The sequence below is a fragment of the Thalassoroseus pseudoceratinae genome (genome assembly GCF_011634775.1).
In the GTDB taxonomy this organism is placed as follows: domain Bacteria; phylum Planctomycetota; class Planctomycetia; order Planctomycetales; family Planctomycetaceae; genus Thalassoroseus; species Thalassoroseus pseudoceratinae.
Genome location: NZ_JAALXT010000010.1, coordinates 131,371 through 154,306 on the forward strand (window position 1 = coordinate 131,371; position 22,936 = coordinate 154,306).

The 22,936-nt window shown below is 53.5% G+C and carries 24 protein-coding genes; 7 read left to right on the forward strand and 17 right to left on the reverse strand.

The genetic code is table 11. The annotated features are described in order from the left end of the window. Positions 1-25: 25 nt before the first annotated feature. From G6R38_RS26775 to G6R38_RS26810, 8 genes are all read right to left on the reverse strand, one after another. Positions 26-562, reverse strand: coding sequence for an anthrone oxygenase family protein (locus G6R38_RS26775; protein WP_206028754.1), 537 nt, complete (start codon positions 560-562; stop codon positions 26-28). Positions 563-776: 214 nt separating this feature from the next. Continuing rightward, positions 777-1,436, reverse strand: a complete 660-nt coding sequence (locus G6R38_RS26780) for a peroxiredoxin-like family protein (RefSeq protein ID WP_166831841.1) — start codon at positions 1,434-1,436, stop codon at positions 777-779. 224 nt (positions 1,437-1,660) lie between these two features. Then, on the reverse strand, positions 1,661-2,788 hold the full coding sequence (locus G6R38_RS26785) for an oxidoreductase (RefSeq protein ID WP_166831842.1): 1,128 nt from the start codon (positions 2,786-2,788) through the stop codon (positions 1,661-1,663). 61 nt (positions 2,789-2,849) lie between these two features. Then, complete coding sequence (locus G6R38_RS26790) at positions 2,850-3,320, reverse strand: nuclear transport factor 2 family protein (protein WP_166831843.1); 471 nt, start codon at positions 3,318-3,320, stop codon at positions 2,850-2,852. Between the two features lie 21 nt (positions 3,321-3,341). After that, on the reverse strand, positions 3,342-3,617 hold the full coding sequence (locus G6R38_RS26795) for a hypothetical protein (protein WP_390881481.1): 276 nt from the start codon (positions 3,615-3,617) through the stop codon (positions 3,342-3,344). Continuing rightward, positions 3,617-3,892, reverse strand: coding sequence for a DUF2721 domain-containing protein (locus G6R38_RS28525; protein WP_166831845.1), 276 nt, complete (start codon positions 3,890-3,892; stop codon positions 3,617-3,619). The genes G6R38_RS26795 and G6R38_RS28525 overlap by 1 nt, the downstream gene beginning before the upstream one ends. A 78-nt stretch (positions 3,893-3,970) precedes the next feature. Further along, positions 3,971-4,702: an isochorismatase family protein gene (locus tag G6R38_RS26805; RefSeq protein ID WP_166831846.1), complete on the reverse strand. Its 732-nt coding sequence runs from the start codon at positions 4,700-4,702 to the stop codon at positions 3,971-3,973. A gap of 51 nt (positions 4,703-4,753) precedes the next feature. Further along, complete coding sequence (locus G6R38_RS26810; RefSeq protein ID WP_166831847.1) at positions 4,754-5,302, reverse strand: carboxymuconolactone decarboxylase family protein; 549 nt, start codon at positions 5,300-5,302, stop codon at positions 4,754-4,756. Between the two features lie 207 nt (positions 5,303-5,509). Here G6R38_RS26810 and G6R38_RS26815 point away from each other — a divergent pair, with 207 nt between their 5' ends. The 5 genes from G6R38_RS26815 to G6R38_RS26835 all read left to right on the forward strand — a co-directional run bounded on the left by G6R38_RS26815 (position 5,510) and on the right by G6R38_RS26835 (position 9,836). Continuing rightward, positions 5,510-7,117 carry a sigma-54-dependent Fis family transcriptional regulator gene (locus tag G6R38_RS26815; protein ID WP_166831848.1) on the forward strand — a complete coding sequence of 536 codons (1,608 nt, stop codon included), beginning with the start codon at positions 5,510-5,512 and terminating at the stop codon, positions 7,115-7,117. 683 nt (positions 7,118-7,800) lie between these two features. Beyond that, positions 7,801-8,061: a hypothetical protein gene (locus G6R38_RS26820; RefSeq protein ID WP_166831849.1), complete on the forward strand. Its 261-nt coding sequence runs from the start codon at positions 7,801-7,803 to the stop codon at positions 8,059-8,061. 122 nt (positions 8,062-8,183) lie between these two features. Then, positions 8,184-8,411 carry a hypothetical protein gene (locus G6R38_RS26825; protein ID WP_166831850.1) on the forward strand — a complete coding sequence of 76 codons (228 nt, stop codon included), beginning with the start codon at positions 8,184-8,186 and terminating at the stop codon, positions 8,409-8,411. Between the two features lie 218 nt (positions 8,412-8,629). Then, on the forward strand, positions 8,630-9,169 hold the full coding sequence (locus tag G6R38_RS26830) for a hypothetical protein (RefSeq protein ID WP_261345430.1): 540 nt from the start codon (positions 8,630-8,632) through the stop codon (positions 9,167-9,169). A 169-nt stretch (positions 9,170-9,338) separates the two neighbouring features. Further along, complete coding sequence (locus G6R38_RS26835; RefSeq protein ID WP_261345428.1) at positions 9,339-9,836, forward strand: YkgJ family cysteine cluster protein; 498 nt, start codon at positions 9,339-9,341, stop codon at positions 9,834-9,836. 33 nt (positions 9,837-9,869) lie between these two features. Here the strand turns inward: G6R38_RS26835 and G6R38_RS26840 are convergent, their stop codons facing one another. The 7 genes from G6R38_RS26840 to hsdR all read right to left on the reverse strand — a co-directional run bounded on the left by G6R38_RS26840 (position 9,870) and on the right by hsdR (position 19,065). After that, on the reverse strand, positions 9,870-11,657 hold the full coding sequence (locus G6R38_RS26840; protein ID WP_166831852.1) for a DUF262 domain-containing protein: 1,788 nt from the start codon (positions 11,655-11,657) through the stop codon (positions 9,870-9,872). 71 nt (positions 11,658-11,728) lie between these two features. Continuing rightward, on the reverse strand, positions 11,729-12,532 hold the full coding sequence (locus G6R38_RS26845; RefSeq protein WP_166831853.1) for a GIY-YIG nuclease family protein: 804 nt from the start codon (positions 12,530-12,532) through the stop codon (positions 11,729-11,731). Between the two features lie 68 nt (positions 12,533-12,600). Continuing rightward, positions 12,601-13,404, reverse strand: coding sequence for a hypothetical protein (locus tag G6R38_RS26850; protein WP_166831854.1), 804 nt, complete (start codon positions 13,402-13,404; stop codon positions 12,601-12,603). A 46-nt stretch (positions 13,405-13,450) separates the two neighbouring features. Beyond that, positions 13,451-13,759: a hypothetical protein gene (locus tag G6R38_RS26855; RefSeq protein ID WP_166831855.1), complete on the reverse strand. Its 309-nt coding sequence runs from the start codon at positions 13,757-13,759 to the stop codon at positions 13,451-13,453. A gap of 566 nt (positions 13,760-14,325) precedes the next feature. Next, a complete protein-coding gene (locus G6R38_RS26860) occupies positions 14,326-14,880 on the reverse strand; it encodes a restriction endonuclease subunit S domain-containing protein (protein WP_166831856.1) in 555 nt (184 codons plus the stop codon). Positions 14,881-15,265: 385 nt separating this feature from the next. Beyond that, positions 15,266-15,622 (reverse strand): four helix bundle protein, encoded by a 357-nt coding sequence (locus G6R38_RS26865; RefSeq protein ID WP_166831857.1) that lies wholly within the window; start codon positions 15,620-15,622, stop codon positions 15,266-15,268. A gap of 44 nt (positions 15,623-15,666) precedes the next feature. Beyond that, positions 15,667-19,065, reverse strand: a complete 3,399-nt coding sequence (hsdR, locus tag G6R38_RS26870) for a type I restriction-modification system endonuclease (RefSeq protein ID WP_166831858.1) — start codon at positions 19,063-19,065, stop codon at positions 15,667-15,669. A gap of 319 nt (positions 19,066-19,384) precedes the next feature. On the opposite strand from hsdR, the gene G6R38_RS26875 reads away from it, so the two are divergent. Then, positions 19,385-20,299, forward strand: coding sequence for a ParA family protein (locus G6R38_RS26875; RefSeq protein ID WP_166831859.1), 915 nt, complete (start codon positions 19,385-19,387; stop codon positions 20,297-20,299). 71 nt (positions 20,300-20,370) lie between these two features. On the opposite strand, the gene G6R38_RS26880 is transcribed toward G6R38_RS26875, so the two are convergent. Both G6R38_RS26880 and G6R38_RS26885 read right to left on the reverse strand, forming a co-directional pair. Further along, positions 20,371-20,964 (reverse strand): hypothetical protein, encoded by a 594-nt coding sequence (locus G6R38_RS26880; RefSeq protein WP_166831860.1) that lies wholly within the window; start codon positions 20,962-20,964, stop codon positions 20,371-20,373. A 271-nt stretch (positions 20,965-21,235) separates the two neighbouring features. Further along, positions 21,236-21,403 (reverse strand): SEC-C metal-binding domain-containing protein, encoded by a 168-nt coding sequence (locus G6R38_RS26885; protein ID WP_166831861.1) that lies wholly within the window; start codon positions 21,401-21,403, stop codon positions 21,236-21,238. 455 nt (positions 21,404-21,858) lie between these two features. Here G6R38_RS26885 and G6R38_RS26890 point away from each other — a divergent pair. Beyond that, positions 21,859-22,936: serine/threonine-protein kinase (locus G6R38_RS26890; RefSeq protein WP_166831862.1), on the forward strand; the 1,078-nt coding region annotated here is incomplete at its 3' end.

Here is a 22,936-nt window from a genome sequence, read left to right on the forward strand (position 1 = left end):
TTTCAGAATTGTCGTTCGCGCGGCGCTACGGAAGCCCAATCGCAAGGAGCACGCACGCCAAGATGCATGCTGCCGTGCGAAGATGATTCCATCGCGTCCAGAGCCGCAGGTAGCGGTTCCATTCATGGTTGCCCTCCGGTGCGTCGAGAGGCAATTTGTCGAGGGCGTTGTTCAGTGGGACATTGAATACTGCAGTCACCATGAAACCGCCAAACAAATACGCGCAGGCCCCCGCGATGGCCAAACCGTACTCGGGTGGCCGCTGCCATGCGGAGATGATCGTAACGAGCATACAGGCCAGAGCCGTTCCAAAGAAAACGCTCAGGAATACGGGATTCAGGATCGTCCGGTTGATTAGCTGCATGGCCTTCATTCCCTCCGACGTCGGCATTTGCGCCAAGGCATCCATCACCGAAAGGAAAAGACGAAGAACAGCCCGGCCATCAGCCCGCTGCCCGCCACCGCAATCACCAAAATCGTTGTTAAGATTGTTGCCATCACTGAACGTTGGCTCTCCGGATTCAAGTCTCAGAGTGTTGGATTCGTCGGAACAACGTAACACAAGTACTTCCGTTTCCTTCGTGGCTTACCATTGCCGACAGCGTTAATCCTTGTCAAGCAGTGCTCGCGACATTGCGGATTCAACGCTGTTAACGGCTCTTTTTTCTTCTCCTGGGCGATGTTCGATTATGCCCGTTCCAGCCAATCTTTGCGTTTTGTTGTAAACCGGATCGGTCGCCCGTGGGGCCCGATCGCGAAACTCCACGATTGCAGACTCAAGCGTTTTGTTTGACGAGCGATCGAAGCATCTCCACAACATCGGACGGCTCTGCGCGCACGGTGTAGTCCGCATTTACGAAGGCACTGGCGATCGATCCATCGACGTCGACAATGAAAGTCGCGGCAAGCGGCAGGTCGAATTGTCCGTCTCCGTTATGTGCTTCAACATTGATTCCAAATGTCTCATAGATGGGACGTAGCCTCGCCGGCAGCGTAAAGACGAGCCCAATTTCTCGTGAGTAGTCTGAGTTGGCGTCGGTGAGAACTTCAAACTCCAACTCGTTCTTCTCGGAGGTCGACAGAGATGCGTCAGGGAGTTCGGGCGTGATGGCGACCAAAGTCGCTCCCGCAGCCTTAATTTCAGGAAGAACCGCCTGGTAGGCCCGCAATTCCAGGTTGCAGTACGGACACCATCCACCCCGGTAAAACGTCACGACGACAGGCCCACGCTCTCTCAGGGCAGCGAGGCTTCTCTTCTCGCCGAGATGATTGGGCAGCGTGAAGTCTTCGAAATTGTCTCCAGGCTTCGGGGCCAACGCGACGATACCGGATGCGGTCAATTTCTCCGTCTCGTCAACCATGACGGCGGCGAGTTCCTCGGGGAGATTGGCGATGGTTTGTGCTTTGAGTGTAGATAGCTGTTCTTGAAGCGACATTGGATTCTCTTTGTAGCGGGTAGTAGTTTTCGAAAAGTCGAAGCCGGCAATTCGGCTTTGACTGAGTTCATCGGATCGGCCAGATCTTCGCCGCTCGTCGATAGCCACAAGCCGGACATTTCAAACGAGAGCTTCGCCAACTTGGTTTCCATCGATGTGGCTATATCATGTGCTCTCACGCGAAGAAGAAAGGTTGATTCACATACTGATGCTTATTTGACTAGTCAGCCATGCACGCCATGTGCGAGTTTCCGAGCGAACCACGCGTCGGTGTTTTGGATTGATGCACTTGGCGAAATCATCGCATTCTCGAATGCGACGACCCGTTCACCATTGGCAATCCTTCGAGGCCAATCTGGTGTCGCCAGTGCGGCGCGTCCGAGCGCAATCAAGTCAGCATGTTCGTCTAGGATCACGTCATCAGCGGGATCCGGATCATGCAGCCCACCGTTGGCGATCACTGGCAGTCCGGTAACCCTGCGAGCCATAGTAGAAAGCGGCTCTTGCTTGTCTGAACTCGACTCGCGGAAACCGCGGCCTTCGCCGGCCACATGGATATAGCTCGCTCCGGCCTCAGCGAGTGCTACGAAAATCGTCTCGGCTTCGGACTTTCCACCCCAGCTGTAGTTGAAGTCATTGACTTTAGCCTCCGAAACGCGGACTCCAACCACAAAGTCATCGGGGGATGCATCGCGCACCGCGGCAACGATCTCTGCCGGGTACCGAATTCGCGCCGACACCGACCCGCCGTACTCGTCATCCCGGCGATTCGTGTATTCGGTAATGAACTGATCAAGCAGATAACCGTTCGCAGCGTGGATTTCGACGCCGTGGAATCCGGCGCGTCCCGCGTGTCTTGCCGCCGCTACAAAGCCATTGCGAACTTCAGCCAGGTCGGTTGTCGCCATTGCCGAAGGGAAGCGGTAAGGACCACTGCCTCCGTATGCGGGCATCATTTCGCCGAGCGGTGGCACAGCGGACGGTGCGATGGTGCGTCGTGCGTCGTGCCATTGGGACAATGCGCCAGCGTGCATCAGTTGCATAATAGCCAGGCTTCCCTGATCGGCGATCGCAGTGGCGATCGGCGCCCAAGAGTTGGCTTGGCGCTGATCCGTGATCCCAGGCTGGCGGTCGTAGCCTTGGCTGGCATCCTTGTCCGTGTAGGTCCCCTCCGTGATGACGATCGCAAAGCCACCGCGAGCAAAATCACGGTAGTAATTCTTCATGCGATCGGTTGCGAGCCCATCGCCGTGGGCACTCACGCGGGTCATCGGAGCAACTGCCAGCCGGTTGCATAACCGGCGCCCGAACATCTCGACAGGGGAAAGAACTGGCCTCGACAGACTCGACATTTTTTACTCCCAATTAATTTTGAACCTTAATCAACAAAGTGCGTTGGCGATCTCGTCGTGCCTACTTAACGTGTTCTTCCAAGCCAGGGGTGTCTGTTGGGCGTGGCCCCAGAGGCCAATGGAACTTGCGTTCGGAATCTTCGATCGCATAGTCGTTAATGCTGGCCTCACGGCGTCGCATCAGTCCGTCGTCATCGAACTCCCAGTTCTCGTTTCCATAGGCACGAAACCAGTTACCGTCGGCATCGCGGTACTCATACTGGAAACGCACGGCGATGCGGTTGTCAGTAAAGGCCCACAACTGTTTTGTCAGGCGATACTCCAGTTCCTTCTCCCACTTGCTGGTCAGGAACTCGACGATTTGGTTTCGACCTGCGACAAATGTGTCGCGATTTCGCCACTGGCTATCGATCGAGTAGGCCAGCGAGACCTTTTCCGGGACGCGGGAGTTCCATCCATCCTCGGCTGCTTGCACTTTCCGGAGAGCTGTTTCACGAGTGAACGGTGGCTTGATGTCTGTCGGGAGTGGCATAATCGTGATCCATGGGAAGTGTTAGGAATGGTGGCGACGAATCAACGCTGTCGCCTGAACGGGAAGTTTCAGCGTCAGAATCCGGTCATGTTCGTAGGCGATTTCTTTCAACGATATTCGTTGTTCGGCCAGAAAAGTCGTCGCTCCGGCGAGCATACTTAAGATCCCAGCAACAAAGTTGGCAATCGCAAACTCATCGAACAGCGAGTCTGCTTTGATACTGGCGATACCAATCAACAAAGAGCTGATGAGCAGCAGCGCGACGCAAGCGACCATGCACATCAGAGACGTTCGCATCAGGTGTAGCCGACAAAGCAGGTTGATCGCCTGATTCCCCACACCTTCATAGCGGTGACGCTGCGTTGATGTAACTTTACCTGATTCTTCACCAACTCAGCGATCTCAAGCCGTTCGTGCTGGAGTCGGCGGAGCCTCGACTGTGACTTCAGCGTTCGGGCATTTAACGACATGATCATCAAGCCGCACGCTGAGATCAGCACGACAGGTGCCAGTAAGGGGTGGATGGTTTCGTAAATCATTGTGTACCTGGGGGTGTATTTGGCAGCCTTCATAGCAATTGGAACGAGCCGGCCGACCACGACCTTGCCGAGGGTCGAGTCGACCGTGACCGTTCCATGCCGAAGACGGTGTTACTGCAACACCAATTCTCCGTTAGCGGCAGCGATATGTTCGACAGCATTCCGAGTCGTCCAAACGGCGCTGGCAACCATGCGGTAATTGATGAAGGCGGCGAGGAACCCGTCGAGCCCAGGCACCTTCGCGGCGGCGGTCGCATCGGCAACCACCGCTACCTCAAAACCACGCTCGATCAACTCCCTTAAGTGCGACTCAGTGCAAAGGTTCGCCGACATACCGGCCAGGATGACCTTGTCGATTTTGTACTTTTGTAACTGCAGGATCAGGTCGTTGTTCTCGGGGCCGTAGACCTTATGAGGGTTACAGACAACCGTCGAAGGGTCGTTGATGTATGGCTTATACTCCTCCAGCCAGTCGGCACCGGATCCCTCAAAGCCATACAGGTTTAACGCCCCCGGTCGGTCGAACATGTGGATGCTGTGCATCACACGTTCAAGCGTCCCCTCGAACTTCCAGCCGTGGTCGGTCGGGTAATAGTAGTGCGGGCTGACGAAGAGCCGCATGCCGGTTTCATTCGCGGCCTTCATGAGTGCTTCGATATTCTCCACCGTACCGTTCTCTTCGATGCTCTCCTGACAGACGCCCCAAGCAACGCCGTCTGGGTGAAGGAAGTCGTTTTGCGGATCGGTAATAACGAGAGCTGTTCGACCCGGCTCGATCTCAAAGCCGGTTTGCGGCAGACCATCGTCGGGCAGCTCGTTCATCATTCTTTCAACACGGTTCATCTTATAAATCTCCAGCTTTCGGTGTTTAGTAGGACAGGTTTGGTTCAAAGGTTAGGAAGCCGCGGCGGCGACGGTGTCGACAAACGGGAAGTCGATCTCGGTATCCGCAACGTGGTTGAAGTAGTTGGTGAAAATATTGAGTGCGACGACTGCAACGATCTCGACGATTTGAGCGTCAGTGAAACCCGCTGCTTTGATCAGCTCTAAGTCGTCGTCGGTAACCCGGCCATGGCGTTCAACCACTGCAATAGCGAAGGTGAGTCCCGCTTGCGTCTTGTTATCAGAAGATTGACCGACAAGGTTCGCCGTGAGTTCCTCTCCCGAGATCCCGGCATTGCTTCCCAGCAGCGTGTGAGCCGAGGCGCAATAATCGCATCCGTTGACGCCCGCAACCGCGAGCGCAATTTGCTCCCGCTGCGCTGGCGTGAGTGCTCCGCTTAATGCTTGATTGAAGTTGAGGTAGCCTGCCAAAGCAGCTGAAGACTGAGCGAGTGTCTTGAACATGTTGGGCACCATGCCCATCCCACGCTGGACACCCTCCAGCAGCTTCTTGGATTTTTCATTGGCTTCGGTCGGTTGAACGGGTTGGATGCGAGGCATCTTTGAGCTCCAGGATTTGAGTATCAAGGCCGAACGTCTTGGCGACAGTTAAGTGGTAAGGCAACCTTGATGCCAAAGTCTGAGAATTTCCTTAAGTGGCTGATGCGAAAGTACTTAGTTGCGAATCGATGATTTGGTGCAATTCTTGGTATTTCGCAATTTCGCGAATTATTGCAAATGATTTGCGATTTTTCGTAAAATCGAGCCATGCAAGCCAGCCCCACAAAGACTGATGTACAGGAATTCAAGCAGTTGCTTCTTGAAGTCGCCGCCGAGCGATCGCTTAAAGATGTGCTTCAGCTGATCGTCACCCGAGTGGCAAGCATGGAGCACACAGCACTCAGCCGAATCTGGTTGATCGATACCGATGAGCGTATCGAAACATCAGAAACAGCGAAGATTGAGCCGCCAACGAAGTTCCTTCAATTGCTCGCCAGCGCAGGGCAATCGATCAACGATCCCAATGCGGACTGGAGCCGACTGAACGGGCGCTTCAGCCGTTTCCCGATTGGCGAGCGAAAAATTGGAGTGGTTGCCCAGACGGGCGATGCGATCGTGGTTTGGGACACGACCAAAGACAAGAAGTGGATCGCAGACCCGGAATGGGCAGAGCGTGAATCGATTCGTGGTGTGGCGGCTCAGCCTCTGGTCTTCCGCGGTGAAGTCATCGGTGTCTTCGCGGTCTTCATGCGCACGCCAGTTAATGTTGATGAGTTGATCTGGCACCGGATGTTGGCCGACCACGCCGCTGCTGCGATCGTTAATGCTCGCGCGTTCGAGGAAATCGATCGCCTCAAACGTCATCTGGAACTCGAGAACGAATACCTTCGCGAAGAGGTCGCATCCGAGGGAGCTTTCGGAGAGATCATCGGGAACAGTCCCGCAATCCGAAGCACGACCGAGCAGATCAAGGTCGTGGCGAAAACTGAAGCAAACGTCATGATCACTGGCGAGTCCGGCACAGGCAAAGAACTTGTCGCCCGAGAGATCCATCGACGCAGCGAGCGAGCCAAAGGCCCGATGGTCAAGGTCAATTGCGCCGCTATCCCTCAAGAACTCTTCGAAAGTGAGTTCTTTGGTCACGCCGAAGGAGCGTTCACAGGCGCCATACGAGATCGGGCTGGTCGATTCGAGGCCGCTGATGGCGGTACGCTGTTCCTTGACGAGGTCGGTGAGATCCCACTTGCCTTGCAAAGTAAGCTGCTGCGAGTCCTGCAGGAAGGTACGTTCGAGCGAATAGGCGAAGAGCAGACACGCGAGGTGAATGTCAGAATCGTTACCGCAACCAATCGAGACCTGCTTAAGGAAAGCCAAGAAGGTCGCTTCCGGGAGGATCTTTACTACCGGCTCAACGTTTTCCCAATAGAAGTAGCTCCATTACGGCAACGCAAGCAGGACATACCAGCGTTGGCAAAACACTTCCTAAAAGCTTCTTGCCACCGCATGGGGAGACCGAGCTTACGGCTGACAAAGAAGGTTGCTGAATCTCTCAGGCGGTATGACTGGCCGGGCAACATCCGCGAACTGCAGAACCTGATTGAGCGCGCTACCATCACCGCGAAGGGAACAGAGATTCAAATTCAGTTGCCGGCTTCAGATGCACCCTCAGTCAATGACATGACCAAAGAACCCCCAGGAGAGATTCTTACTGAATCCCAACTGCGCCAACTTGAACGCAACAACATCCTCAAGGCACTTGCGAGTACGCAAGGTAAGGTTTCTGGTCCTGGTGGTGCTGCCGGGCTACTTGGAATCAAGGCCAGCACGCTGACATCTCGTATGAAGAAGATGAACATTCGCTGGGTTGCGCAGTAGGCTCAGGCATCTAACATATTCGACGGCTTCATTCAATCCGACAACATCGATTCGGAGATGCTTGAAGACAAAAGCGATTTGATCGAGATCCAACGGCCGGTTTACGTAGGATTCAACGCTGAAATCGAAGCCGTAAACAAACTCATTTCCTGCCCGATTTCGAGCTGACGGTTGGCCCCACCTTAGCGGATTTGCGGAACTTCAAAACTGCAGAGTTCTCTCACATTCACGCATTTCGGCGAGACAGAACGCAGAATTCCATGCTGTTTTACCGCTCATTCAGGCGTTTCAGAACTTGGGTAACGCGTGCGCGGCTTACACCGAGAAACCTAGCCAATTCGGCCCGTGTACTGACCTCGCCGGAATCAAGCAGCGACTGATAGCAAAAGGCCAAACGCATCCGATCGTGCTTCGGCACTTCCGATTGTGATTCCGCCAGAATTCGGTCAGAAATGGAGTTCCACTTGAACATTTCGATGTGCGGCAATCGACGTAACCTCCTGATACGAAAGGCACCTAGCTCGACAAACCTGCGGTTCGGATGGAGACCGCCTCGGGGAGCTTTTTTAAACTCCGCTGAATCTTAAAATTAAGATACCTCGCGATGGTCGTGAGAGCAGCCCAAACCCAAAAGTTTCAGGGTATCCGTACCCTAAAACCCGTCGGATTGGGAGGCTCTACGCATGGCTCGACCAAAAAAAGACGTTCCCGCTCACGTCCACCACAAGCCCACTGGTAAGGGCCGAGTCCGCATCAACGGACGCGATTTCTACACGGGACCGTGGGGCACGTCCGAGGCTGAAGAAGCCTACCGTCGCATCATCGGCGAGTATCTGCTAACCGGGAAACTCCCCGGCTCTCGCAATGACGCCCCCGCCCCTCTCTCGGTCAATGAATTGATCTTTCAATACTGGCGTCACGCCGAGGGCGTATTACGTCAATAACAGCGAACTCACGAGCGAGCTGCGGCATGTCCGCGGTTCTTTGCGAGTCGTGAAGGAACTTTACAGTTCCCCCCCCAGCCGCGGAATTCTCCTCCGTCCGGTTGAAGACGGTCCGCGAAGAAATGATCCGCATCGGCTGGTGTCGGACCGAGATCAACAAGAAAGTCGGTCGCGTTAATCGGGCTTTTCGGTGGGCAGTCGAGAACGAACTCGTCAGTCCGACCATCCGCCACGGGCTACAGGCGGTCATTGGGCTCCGCAAGGGACGCAGCGATGCGTTGTTGACCGCAGAAGTTTACGCCGAACGCGATTTCGCCGAAGCTCGGCGGGTGATGGCCGAGATCGGCTAATTTGATATCTTGGATGCAACGCGGGATAGACTGATCCCCGAAAACCGGACTGTTCCTGCCGGCTTCGTCCGAGTATCGACTGCCGTCAGAGGGAGCCGTGGAATTCCCGGAGAACATTACAACAGCGGTCACAGACTACGAGAACGACCACACGTTTCACATCCCCCGAAATTCGGCTCAAGCACGCTATCGAGCAGACGATCTATGCTACCGATAGCATTCAGTTCGATACCGACGATTTTCTCGGAGCGGTCGAATCCGCACAGATCATGACTGACAGCGATCATCGTGGCGTTCGCGTCCAAGTTACCGACGACAATGGGTTCGGCGAAGCGGGAGCCGAGGATGTTGGCTCGTGTCGCTCGGAGTTCTCGGTCAACGCACCAGGGCATCGGTTCTATTCAAACCTGGACCCGGTGTTTCTGGTCGACTGGCTCAAGCTGGCGAAGGACAAAATGGTCACGATGTACTACGCGGACAGCACTTCGCAAATCACGCTGACCGCTCAAGACTGCTCCACCTACGTCGTGATGCCGTTGTTGACCGATGCGGTCGGCTATCAGCCGAAAGCCGAAGAACCGGAATCTGACGAAGAAACTACCGAGTCTGAATCAGAATTCGTCACCGAAATTTCCACCCCGCACTTCGAAAACACTGAAGAATGCTGTGACAACAGAGGCAATGTCGAGGAGCCCGAGTCCGACGAAGTGGAAAGCGGCGTGTTCACCGCCGCGGACTTGCTGGCGATGCTAGCTTGAACGCTGGGGTGGGGAGAACCCCCATTAAGCCCTCCTAGTATTAGTATCTAAATATGGCGACCGGGTTTGTGATTGTGTCGGTGGTGATGTTCGTCGCTGTCGGGGGGATTCTGTTTGACCGTCGTGGCAAATGCTTCGGCGGTCGCTTCTTTGATCGAAAAGGTTTTCGATGAAACCAAGTGAACTGAAACAGTTCGAACGTTCGACATGTGCTTGCGGGAAGTGCAAGGCAGGTTGCAAATCGATGCCCGGTCGCCTGGCATCGGGCGACCTAGACGCGATTGCGAATTTTTTTGGCGTTGACCCTGGTAATGAAGAGTTCACGCAACGGAACTTCCGGTCATTGGACGACTGGAAGGTTGGTGAGGAACCTGTGACGATTCCGACAATTGTTCCTGCGCAGAAAGAGAGCGGTCGGTGCGTCTTTCTCACCAAAGATGACCGTTGTTCGATCCACCCGGTCGCTCCGTTCGGTTGTCGGAACTTCGATGCTTGCGGGGAAAACGAGGTAGACGACGTTTACAAATCCATATGCCAATTGGCTGTGATCACTCACTCGCGGGACTACCTGATGACCTGGGGGCACTTGCACACATTGGGTATCCAGGCACCGCCGATAGGTCTGCGGAAAGCCGCAATGCACGCCGAGCTTGATCGGTTGCGCTGATTTTGTCACCGCCGTTGTGCCTGATCGAACTGTCTACGGACGATTCCAGATCGAAAGTGCCAACTTTGAAAGCCTTTCACTGCGTTTCGTGATCTCTTCTTCCGTCCAGTCTTTCTTCTTGATGATTGAGCGGTTCATAGCAAGCCCACTATGTTCTTCGAGAGCGGCTTTTTTGGTCAACCAGCCAGAATTTGAAACTGAAGGATTGAGTTTCTTCGTCAACAAGGTCAGGTTTCCAACCGTGTGGAGCAGCTTTTCACGTTCGAGCTCCGCTTCGACCTGGGGTTTATCATTCGGTAATGCCCAATTTCCGTGCCAGTGCTGAGGCATGACATGCTCAATGGTTAGTTTTTCTCCGAACTGAAGCTTCTCCGACTTGTCCGTGAATAACTCTTGTTCCACAGCCTCCAGCAACATTCGAACGCGAGCTCTTACCAGCTTCGTGTAAAGCGGTGTTTGTTCCCACGCGATACGAAACTCCTCGTCGTTTGGCCAACGACGGTTCTCTGCATCACTCGCTAGAAGATAGTCGCGAACACAATGAGCCGGCGACTCAGATTCGAGACAAGGGAGTAGGTCGATAAAAAATCTGCCGTAGCCACGTGTGCTGAGCTGGCAAACCATCCGCCGAACTAAGAACGACTCCAAATCACAAACGATTTTCGTGACGGTCGCTTCATCGGCTTCGAAGTGAGAAAACAATTCCATTAGAAATGGGAACGCTGTGCCCACGTCCATAGCATTCAATCGATAGAAGAATAGCCCAACCCGAGATTCAATGGATAGTTGATCGAAGGAACGGAACACCTCGGCATACGATCGAATTGAACTAACGATGTCACTTGCCGACCCCCATACATTGTTGCTTGCGAACTCTCGAAACGCTCCGTAGAGATGTGCCACTGAAACATCATCTTTTTTCTTCAGTGTCAGGAAGTGCTGCAAGAAGATGTCGATGCGAGCACGACGAGCATGACCGCGACCAAGTTCTTTCTGCCAGTATTCGTGGTTCTCATCGAACGGCATCCAGTATTTTGTATAGAGAGCCGCAGGTTCGTCGCCATCCTGCCTCGCTTTGTGCAGCAGGAAGTTCTTGATCAAATCGGACGGCAACAGTGGAGTGCCCCGGGCATTCAACGTCTCAAAGATTAGCTGTGGATCATCATTCTGATCCAAGTCAATAACCACCAGCCGAAGATACTTGAGAATGGATTCGTAGAGTGCATTCAGCCGCTGTTCATAACTTTCATCGCCAGGGTCTAGCCATTCCGTTAGCAATTCGTGGAAACACAGGTACGCATCGCCGATGTTGTTATTCACGCTTTTGGCTTGAGGTGAGACATCATATTCCTTGCGAAGTTCTGCCGGTGAACCTGCCAGCATGACTCTTCGAAAATCCTCTTGGTCAATGTTCGTAGGCCAAACCTTGAAGATTTCGATTTCGTCCACACTCATCGGATCGTCATTGCGAGTGAGCTTGCGGAGTGCCTTGTGAAACTGCTCGGGACCATGTTCTTCCGCAAAATCGCAGAGCGCCTCCAGGAACACTTGGAGCGTCGTCAATCGTTGCTGACCGTCAATGACCAAACGCGTTTCCAGAAATCCAGACGGATTCGGCACCTGTTCGAGAACGATTGCACCCAAAAAGTGTGGTCTTGTGTCTTGTTTCAGAAGTCGTCGTTCAGCCACCGCGCGGATATCTTCCCACAAAGGCTCCCACTGAAGTTCGCGCTCCCAGACGTACCGTCGTTGATAGAGTGGCACAATGTGACGACAGTCTCTATCGAATACTTGGCGAATACTTAAAGTTCCTGCGTCCATCGTTTTCTCTTGCTGGTCCTGTGAAATGGAGTTTGGTCGTGATGTGGCAAGGTGTCGTTGCTGTCGGGAGCTCAGTTCAAACCGAATTGGCTAGAACGAAGCGTTTCCATCCAATACGACTCGCGTTTAAGAATGTCCTGTTCCGAGGCGTGTGTGTCAGCAATTTCCAAAATCGAATACTGAAAAAACTGCATATGCTCGGCACCTTTTTCTTTCAGTAGAGCAACGAGTTCGATGTTGCCTCCATGTCCATTCTCAGCATAGTCGCACCAACGCTGCCAAATGCCAACTTGTCCGGAAGTCTTGCCGACATAGTGTTTTCCAGTGGTCGTGTCGGTAATGAGATAAACGCCTTTGATGTTAGCGAGCGCGCCATGCCACGAAGCGATCCGCTGCCGAGTGATAGTTCGCAGTTTGGCATGGTTGATGATGACGGAGTTGTAGCCAGGGAACTCGCCGATTGTCATTTTCTCACGACGCACTTCGGCAATTGGCAGTTGTATCTCCGGTTTCAGCCAAATGTAAGATTGGCGTGTGCGTTGATGCCTGACGACAACTCGCCCAATCAATTCCTCTTGATTCGGCTGCAGAGATGTGGAGTACCGGAAAAACTCAGAATCGTTGGGTGGCTCGCAGCCATGCACAACGTATATGCCAACGTACAGCCACAAACTTTGACCCAGGTCGATGAGGCTCAATACATGCGAGCATGAGAAGTTGCGACGTCTCTGAAATTCCTGCCATAATCCAAATTCGCCGGTATAGTACACGTCAATCGGATGTTCTTTGCCGTTCCAACATGCGAGATGAATCTTTGTGCTACTGGCATCAAACGTCACTTCGGACGCCGTCAGGAAATCAACCAGACCAATCATTCAAGGCCCCCTTCAGCAACTCATAGTGGTAAATAACTCATGGAGTTCGCTCACACCAAAGTCACATCTCAACTACACCGAGCGTCCCAGGCATGTTGCTTGCGGAGGCGTTTGCTTTCCGTCCAGGCGGCTTGGTCTTCGACTTCGTATGCCTCATGGATGGGAAGTTTCCATTGGCCGTTACGATAGATGGCGGGGCCGCTGATGATGTCGAAGTGTTCGTCGCTGTTTTGTCTCGATTGTAGATAGACAATCGATCCATGCGGCAAACTGGCATACTTTGAGACTTGCCGGGGCTCGCCAAGGGGAACATAGCCACCGTTTCGCCATAACCTCTTTAATTCCTCATCGTCGAGCTTCACAACTAGCTTCTCGTGCGGATCGTCACCGGGCCATTCTTGGAGTTCGAGGGGGACTCCGGCTCTTTTGGCGGCTTTGAGGAGGAGGCTGCCGACGGTCCAGCGGTGGCATTTTCCACCGTCGGCTTCACGCAGATACGGGCAGCTGCAAAAGAAGACGATGCGGCGGTTTTCGGTGTGGGCTTCTAGGGCGAGGTCGAAGAGGTCCTGTGCGGCTTTGGGTTTGACGATTTTGACTCCGCCTTCATTGGTGCCGATTTGGGCGTTGCCGAGGTCATTCATCCATTGGTGGCGGCGTTCGCCGAGGAGGTCGCCGAAGGCGTTGCCACTAAAACCCTTGGCCCGCACGGAGCGGCTTTTGCGGACATCGACGAAGATCGGTGGTTTGAAGCCGCGACTGCGTTCGACGGCGTCGACGGCTTTCACCAGTTGTTCGGTTGCGTTGCCCCACCCCCAGTAGCCCCAGGAGAACATCTTCAGCGGGTTGGATTTCGTCGGTTTGCGTTTTGCCATGGTTCAAGCATTCATTCGGTGTCGGTTGAGAAATGCGATTGCTAGTTCAGAACAACTGCTCTAGTTTTTTGAGCACGAGTTCTTTGGTGTCTTCCTCGAATTCTTCGAAGTGCATGGCGATGGCTTCACAGGTGCAGTTGAGTTTACCGGCTTGATGCATTCGCCAGAGCCCTTCGGTGATCTCTGGTTTCTCGGCATAGTGCCGCACTAACTCCTCATCGTCCTGGAACTTCCCGCGTTCGATGATAAACCGCCGCGGAGTTTTGGGATCTTGTTTGATACAGTGATCGAGCGATTGTGTAATCGTCAAATTCTCGAAGACGGGGTTGGCGAGAAGTTCTCGAATGTTTGGCATGGGATGATTACCTTCGTAAAATATTGGGAAGCACTGCATTATCATGGAAATTCACCGTAGCCAATAGAACCACGACGGATCTCAAGAATGGTTGTTTGAATTTCGTCACGCATCCAAATAATGCGGTTTTTTGATCTCTTCTGTCTCACGATAATGCGTCCCGCCATTTCACTTACAGCTGGTGCCATTTCAAGCTCATATCGATATGGTTCATTCCTCGTAGGTGGATCGTGTCGCCCAGAGACATTGAATAGTCCAGCGAATAGCCATTCGTCATTACCGCGTAGATCAATCAAGCTTAATACATGATTGCATTCAAATTCCTGGTAAGTTTGGGTTTGCTGCCAGTCTTCAAAATCTCCCTAAAAGTACATCTCTAAGGCAGTTGTCGCACCTCTACGTGCTTGATAAATCTTCGTTTCCGAGACATCGAACTCAACTCCTGCGGCAATTAGAAAATCAACTAAATCGATCATTTTTTTCTCCAGCTGAAAATACGAATAGCTATATCGGCTTTGTTTGCTAGGATTGCGGCAGTTCGACGGCTGAGAGGGACTTGAAGACGTTCACTTTTTCTTGTGGCTTCGTTTCTTGGGGGCGGCGGCTTCGCGTTCGCGGCGAATGCGGTCCAACAACACAGCCGCCGGTTCATCACTCGGATCCTGCGGCACCAACTCCCCCCGAAACGCTTTCGTGAGGATGGATTGATCGAGTTGAGTGAGCGCCGCTTCGCTCTCAATTGCTGAGGCAGTGATGCTCTCGATTCCACTTAGCTGCTCATCGATTCGAGATGCCAGCTCATATTGTTCTGCAATTGGCGGCAACGGAACCGGCATGCCACGAAAGATTGTAAGGTTCATACGAAGTCGCGTTGCACCGTATGCGATCCCAGAAGTAAATCTCCGAGCGATATCGGAGTTCATGTAATGCATCAAGCATCGAGTCGATGCAGCTTCGTGGTTAGTTGTCATCTTCATGACATCAGGCGTCACCATCGCTGTGCCGATTCCTTCTGGATAAATCGCTGCAACACCGGGCGGTTCACCAAGTTTAGTAACTAACAATTCACCGCCATGGACGGAGTATGGTTGAAAAAGTTCTTTCCATTTCCGGGAGTCCATGAAACCAGGTTTTCTTGTCAGGTATTTCCCGGGGGCAACGTGCCGAAGAAAAATGATCGGCACACCTTCAGAACGGAAATCCTTCGCCTTGAATATCGTTCCAAAAGGTCCGGCGCAGATCGCGTTTGGTTCGTCTGCGGACAAGTCGTCCATGCGGCACCATTCCCATCCATCGGGCAGTTCCGGGAGGTCCGTTGCATCGACCGGTTCCGGTAGCAGATAGGTGAGTTCGGTGACGTTTCGTGATAAGTAATGCCATCGTCCCGCAGGACGTGACAGAGATTCCAAAGTTTCGCGACGATGTCTTGGGTGGTCATTCGATTTTAGTTTTCAGTGTTCGGTTTTCAGTGTTCGGTTTTCAGTGTTCGGTTTTCGGTGTTCAGTTTTAGTTCGGTTTATTTTGGAGGGACTTGGTTAGGGCGTAGGACATGCGGTTGATTTGCTTCGTTTCTTCGACGATGTGTTTCATGGCCTCGGTGGGAATGATTTTGATTTTTCCGGCGATGTAGGCTTGGGTTCGAAGTTCGGCGGACGAGCCACGTGCGATGGTGAGGAAGCGGGCAAAGTCTTTATTAGTGCGTTCAGTTCCCTCGGCATTGTTGGAAGCGATCGAAACCGCGGCCCGCTGCATTTGGTCTTTCAAACCAAAATCCCTGGATTCTTGCAAGGTTTCATAGACAAAGACAGCCAGCGTACACGCCTTCTTCCAGACTTCCAAATCCTCAAACGATTGAAATGCCATCTTGATCAATCCCGAACACCGAACACGGAAAACCGAAAACTCCGTCAAGCTGCCTGCCACATGGTGTCCGCAATGGACTGCAGGACCGTTTCCAATTCGCCCTTGAAAATCTTATTGAGCCGATTGAATCCGCCCATTTGTTTGAACTGGCCGGAGTCGAGGGCTTCGCGGTCGACGATGAGTTCTTTTTCGAGTTGCTTGCCGATGCGGTCGAGCCATTGACGTTGGGGAGTAGTCCAGGAACGGCTGGCGAGAATCTGTTGCATGGCGGCTTGCACGCGGTCTTTGTGAGCGATCAGTGGCTGATCGCAGGCGACGTGACGAATGTAACCAATGATCGAAGCAGTATTGTCTTGGTTGGTGGACTCTCGCCACGCGGTTTGGAGGTTGGCTTCCGTGAAACCGGCTTGATCCAACTCCAATCGCAGTTCCCGAAGTTGGGCGCGGGTAAGTTCGCGAGGACGCTGCGTGACGACGATCAGTGCAGGCACATCATCAATGTGCTCGGTGACGTACTTGCGAAAGGCATCCAGGAAATCTTCCGGTTTGGCAGCTGCCCCATAGCCACGCTCGATGCGACGCAATTCGTCGGCATGGTTGGAGACGATGTATTGGGTGCCGGTGTGACGGACTTCGTCGAGAATCGAAGACGTCGGCGCATGTTGTTGGAACCACTCCGCCAGATTCTTAGGATCGGTTTGTCGAACGTGATCGATCAGCCCACGGCGATCTAACCCCGTAGCGGTCTCCAAGCGTTCGGCTTGGGTTTCGCTGAGTTTCTTACGTTGGAGTTTGGCGAGCAATTGTTCTTTAATTTGTTGCCGAGCATCTTCGTCGGTCACCGTCTGCAGTTCTTGGACAAGTTGCTCGAAAGACACGCTGACCCGTGTGACAACGGGTTTCATGTCGCTGACTTCCTGTAACGCCTCGTAGAGATTGACGGCGTCGAAGATGCGGAACCGATCTTTGTCGTCGCCGGGGCCGTTCAAGTCTTTGCAAAGTCGAGTGGCACGCCCGAGCATCTGCTCGAACAAGATCCGGCTCTTGACACGCCGGAGAAAAACCAGGTTGGTGATCGGTGGGACATCGACACCGGTTGTCAGCAAATCAACCGTCACGACGATTTTGGGGTGCTCTTCGTTGCGGAATCGGCGAATGAGTTGCAGAGGTTTGTCGGCTTTGCCGGTGATTTTCATGATCGCGTTGTCGGCGATGCCATCGTAGAGATCGTCGAAGGCGTCTTTCAACAACCGGACGACCATGTCCGCATGGAGATCGTTGACACAGAAGACCAACGTCTTGCCTGGTAGCGAAGGGTCAATGTGTTCGGCCAGCGACGCGCAGACGGTCTTGTTGAAGTTTTCCGTTAGCACTTGTCGATTGAATTGATCGACCTCGACTTCAACTTCATCCGGTGTGTTGAACAGTTGCAGTTGGCTGGTTCGGGAGTCGAGCAGTTGCATCTCCTCGCCGCGTTCCCACTTGATTCCATCTTCTGCGAGTTCCGTGATAATGCGATACGGCGGCTCATGGTCCACGAGCCAGCCGTCGATGACGGCTTGCCGATACGTGTATTGGAAGACCGGTGCGCCGAAGATTTCGGTGGTATGCAACGCGGGCGTAGCGGTGAGTCCAATGCGAACGGCGTCGAAGTGATCAATCACACGACGGTATTTCGAGATGTAGTCGGCTTCGCTGCGGAAACTCATCTCGGCGTCGGACATCTCCTGATCGAGATTATAGCCGCGATGGCACTCGTCGACGATAATGCAATCGTAGGCATCGACTGGAGTCGGTGGGACGTTTTCGTCGGCGTAGAGCAATCGCTTGACCATGCCTTGGACGGTCGCAATTTGCAGCCGCGTATCAGCATCCGGGCGGAGGTCGCCGAGTTCCTTGATATCGTAGATATCGGCGAAGGACTGCTGTTTTTCAAGACGGACATCCTTGAAGGCGTTGCTGCTTTGCTCGCCCAGGGCGCTGCGGTCGACGAGAAACAACACCCGGCGAAATCGACCGGCTTTGATCAACCGATAAACGAGCCCGATACAGGTCATCGTTTTTCCGGTGCCAGTCGCCATTGCCACGAGAAGATTGCGTTTGCCGGCTGCGATTTCCGATTCAATCCGCCGGACGGCTTCGGCCTGGTACGGGCGAAACGGAAGATAGTCAGTCGGTTCGTTGGACAACCGTTTGTCCGCTTCGTCAAGGTTCTGATCCAACAGTTGTGAGAGTCCACCCGGTGTGTACCAAGCTTCCAGCGGCTGCGGATGATTGACGCTCCGCCGGGCATCGAGGAACCAGATCCCACTTTTCTCAATGACCTGGCGGAGAAACGGACGACCGTTGGTCACGAATAAAAATGGAATCTTGTACTCGTCCCATGGTCCTCCCGGTGACTGATGCGTTGGGTCAAGCTGAAAACCGCGACTGTAACGCTTGGGTTGATCGATCTTTCCAAGAACGTCCTCATGTTTTCTTTTAGCTTCGACGACGGCAATCGGAGTCAAACCCACGAACAAGCAGTAATCCGCCGGACCTTGCTTTGTTGGCCACTCGGCGATGGCGAGGTTGCGACCTTTGACCGGCCAAGTTCCGTGGCCATGTCGTAGTGATTGAGAATCAGCTTCCCAACCGGCCTCCCGCAATTGAGCATCGATGATGTGTCGCGTGGCGACCTCGTCGAGATTGAGTTCCTGGTCTTGAGCTTGGGCGATACTGACCGTTGCTTGCCGCTGATCGTTGGTCGTCGTGGTCTGCGTTTGCAGCTCCGCCAACCGTGCATGAAACTTTTGACGTTCCTCGGCGAGTTGCTGTTCGGTCTCGGCCGCGAGTTGAAGGGCAGCTTCGAGATCTTGGAATGCCCGATTGGCTTGCGTTTCGAGCTGGTTTTTCAGTTGCCGTTCAGATTCCAACGATTCCTTCAAGTCCTCTGTTTGGACTTTTGCGGAAACCTCCACTTGTCGGAGTCTTGTTAATTCGTCGAGAAGTTCCTGCTCTGCCTCCGCCGGGTTGGGCGGAACAACGAAGGCCCCTGGATTGAACTTTGGATCTCCCCCAAACACGCGATGAAGCCAAATCGCAAGTTTGCGAGCCATCTGCAGTTGGTGGAGTGCTTCGCGGCGATCGCCAGTATGCTCGTGAGCCGCAGAGTTGCCGGCTTTACGAAGACCGTGGAATAACTGACTAACCTTTGGTCCCAAGATCCGTGCTTGCCACAACTGCTCAAGCACGTCCACGAATGAGTCCCGGGGGCCAATCACGATCCCGCTGTTTGCGGCACAATGCTCTGTCAGTAACTCCGCGAATTGCCGCAGTTTGATCAACGCCGAATTCGAATCATCGAACACATACCGTTCCGCTAGGGCGGCATGTCTTACCAGCACATCATCGTACTTGGCTAAGAAAGCGAAATTGGGAGAGCGGACTGGTGTTGCGGACATAACAGACGAGTTTATTGGTAGTTGTTCTTGTCTTTCCGGGGATCTCACTTATTGGTCATCAAGTTTTGGAGGTGCAATTTCACCGAATATCGAACGCCATTCTACTTAGAAGCAGCGTGGGAGCAATTCAGGCCAGCGAGTATGAGAGGAGATGGATCAGAAGCGTGTTTTGGTTTCGCAGAGTACACCGGTTATCGCAGGTAAACGGCCGGGAGCGTATCCGGTTCACCAAAAATCATGAGCATGTGACCGATATGGTTGTCGAAACGTCGAGGTCGGTCTAGTCTGGACGTACGAATAGAAAAAACAGGGAGCCAGTATGCACGTCGTAGCGATCTACAACAACAAAGGTGGCGAAGGAAAATCCACAGTCACTGTGGGGTTAGCGGAGTTCTTGGCCGCGAATCGGGGCAAAAAGGTTTTGGTGATCGATCTCGACGCACAGGCCTCGAGTTCCTGTGCGTTACTGGGTCACAAGTCACTGAACGCGGCTATCGATGAAGGACGGACTGTTGTCGAGTTGGCGGCTTACCTGCGACGGTCTCGGAGGCCGATCGTGGAATGTTCTAAGTATTTGACTTGGCGTGCTGGTGCCGAAGCTCGCGGGGCCGCATTGGAAGAGATTGCTTTACTTGTTCCCGACGGCGACCGCATGTTCGATGTCGAAGACTCGATGCGTTGGGGGCAGCACAATCATCTATTCTTGGAACACCTCAAGCCGGCGTTGACGGAATTCGATTTCGTGTTGATCGATTTGCCATCGAATGTCACGAAGGCTTCCATGATCAGTGTCAATGGCCTGGCGATGGCGGATTTTGTCGTCGTGCCGACTCGTTCGACACATATTTCGCTGAACGGTCTCCCCCGGACTTTTTCGCTGATCGACCAGGTTCGGGACGTCAGCGGAACCGGACGACCGGCGGTTCTCGGTTTCTTGCTCAACGCCACCAACAAGACCCACCAGCAATATCGATCGATCGTCAAACCAGTTGTCGAAGCTTCAACCGATGGATCACTTCCACCGTTCTTCAAAAACCATTGGACTCCGTCCCCTGCACTGGAAGCAGCCACCGACGAAGACCGCGATGCCCGAACACTGAAAGAGCGATTCGGTGCGGGCTATGACCGAGCACGGTTGGTCGCTCGCGAACTTGAAACTGCCTGCGACAAGTTTGAATTCCAGCCGGTGAAGCCCGTGTCCCGAAGCATTTGGGAACGCCTTGGGTTAGCTTAGCGGAGGTGTCAACTCACCCATTCCTGAGCAGTTCCAACGGTCCACTATTATTCAATCCTTCTTCGCTTTATTCACAACACAACGCTGTGTTTGCCGAAAACATCGTCGATGCAGGAGGCTGGTACAACTATTCGCATTGACTTGATGGACATGAACTGGGGCAATCCGTCGTGCTTGTTAGGCCGCCCGTTCTTGTCAGTAGCGTACCGCCACCTTTGCCCGTCTTTGTCCGCTTGATGCATTTCGTTGACGATCGCCTCAGTCGCCTTGATGTCACTGGTGTTACCACTCGGCCAGCGGTGCACTATCGCTTGCTTCGCCTTCGTCCAGAGCTTGGCCAAGTTGTGGTTTCCCAGAATCGCCTCGACGTCGGTCTTCTTGTAGCAGTGCATTTGGATTCCATATCGCACGATCTCTTTCAGCTTTAGCTCCAACGCGTGACGGTACAAATACGCGACAGGGTGAATCAGATCGTCTCGATAGTCAATCCGGCTTGCTTGTTGAGCACCGTCGATCACCATATCTGCGGCGGTCTTGAACGCAGATGCGTGTTGCAGTCCACTCCACATGTAGGCGCCAACATGGAAAACACGCTCGTCGGCATCAGGTTCCTCGACGAAAAGCTTGTCACCCTTCTTCGGCCAAGGATACTCACGCTTTGCCATCGGCTTTCTCCAAGCACTACCATGATTGTGAGATGGATATATTCTGCTATATGGTGGCCGTCTGGGTCGATCTGTGGTGTGTACGGGCAGGCAGTTTGGTTGCCACGGGTGCATTTTCACATGATAACCAGAGACGCCGGTGGGAGTCGAACCCACTTCGATCGGGTTGCAGCCGATAGCCGTGCCGTCTGGCTCCAGCGTTATGTTGCACGCTCGAAGCGAGCGTTGTTTCATTCTTCGTCTCTAAAAGTATTGGTCGCGATTGACGCCATCAAAATCGCCCCTTCTTGAGGCAACACTTCTTGAAGCGTTTACCGCTGCGCCAGGGACAGAGGTCGTTGCGTCCGAGCTTTTCCTCCAGCAGCTTGCCGTCGCCCACGATGTGCACACCGCGTTTGACGTGCGTCTCGGAGGGAAACCCCTTCCGGCGTTTGCTCATCGTCTCGAAAAAAATGGCTGTTCGTCAAAGTTGCGTTTGGACATGGGAACCTTCCCTTCCCGAAGACGCTGTTGCAAAACATGCAAGTGTCCCGGCCAGGAGTCGAACCGGGCACCGCGCGGAGTGTGGTTATTCGAGCTTCGCGGGCTCGCGTACGAATCCAGCACACTGCCAGGACATGTTGATTTCAGTACCCCGCCAGGGAGTCGAACCCCGTCTTGTGGTTCCGAAGACCATCGTGCGTCCATCACACTCGCAAGGCATGTTGTCGAGTAGCCCGTCCAGGAATCGAACCTAGTCCAACAGCGAAATCAACATTACATCGGGAAACTTGCCGCCTCCGACTCTTGTGGTCATATCAATGTCCTCCGAAACAACCGTTGATCTGTTTGTTCAGGTGGTTCATAATCAACCTTTCTCTGGAAGTCTCTCTCCAAAGTCGGTGAAGACCATTTATGCCCGAATCGCTTGCCGAGAGGTTCCAAGTTCTTTGGAACCAGCACCAGTCTGCGCCCGACGTTTTCGCTTTTCTGGAACAGCACAGCGAGTTGGACCGGGAAGGCCAACTCGCTGTGCTTCGAGTTGATCAACAACACCGCTGGAGAACCGAACAGTCGCTGACTGTCGAGGAGTATCTGGCTCGGCTTCCTGATTTGGCAGGGGATTTGGAGTGCAAGGCGGAACTAGCGGTAGGCGAGTTCCAAGCTCGGCAGAATGGAGAATCGTCACCGAGCGTCGAAGAATTTCTATCTCGATTCTCGGACATCAGCGATACGCTTCGTCAAAAGCTCTCCAATTCGAATACGAGCAGTCCCAGTGTAGCTTTTGCCACAACAGAAGACTTCGACTCAACCCAACTCGACCAACAGATCGGACGCTATCGTATTTTGCGGGATCTCAGTGAGGGAGCTTTCGGTCGGGTCATGCTAGCGTTCGATGAGGAACTCGAACGTCAAGTCGCTATCAAGGTGCCCAAGCCCGAACGATTTCAATCGGGGCAAGATGCGGAATTATATCTGGCGGAAGCTCGGATGGTGGCGAGTTTTGACCATCCTCATATCGTGCCGGTCTATGACATGGGTCGCAGCGACGAGGGAGCCGTATACGTTGTGTCCAAGTTCATCGAGGGTTGCACGCTGGCGGATCGGATCAAGCAGGATCGACCGTCTCCCGATGAGTCGGCGAAACTGCTGGCGGTGGTTGCCGAGGCTCTTCATCACGCCCACCAGAAACGGCTCATCCATCGAGATATCAAGCCTGCCAACATTCTGATCGAGGAATCCGCTGGCACGCCCTACGTCGCCGACTTCGGGTTAGCGATCAAAGAAGAGGATTATCTGAAAAGCGGTCGCCTAGCAGGAACACCAGCCTACATGAGTCCAGAGCAGGCCCGTGGCGAAGGTCATCGGTTGGACGGACGCAGTGACATTTTCAGTGTCGGGATTATTTTCTACGAACTCTTGACGGGGAAAAGGCCCTTCTGTGGAAGCTCATCCCATGAACTGATGGTTCAGATTTCGACGACCGAACCTA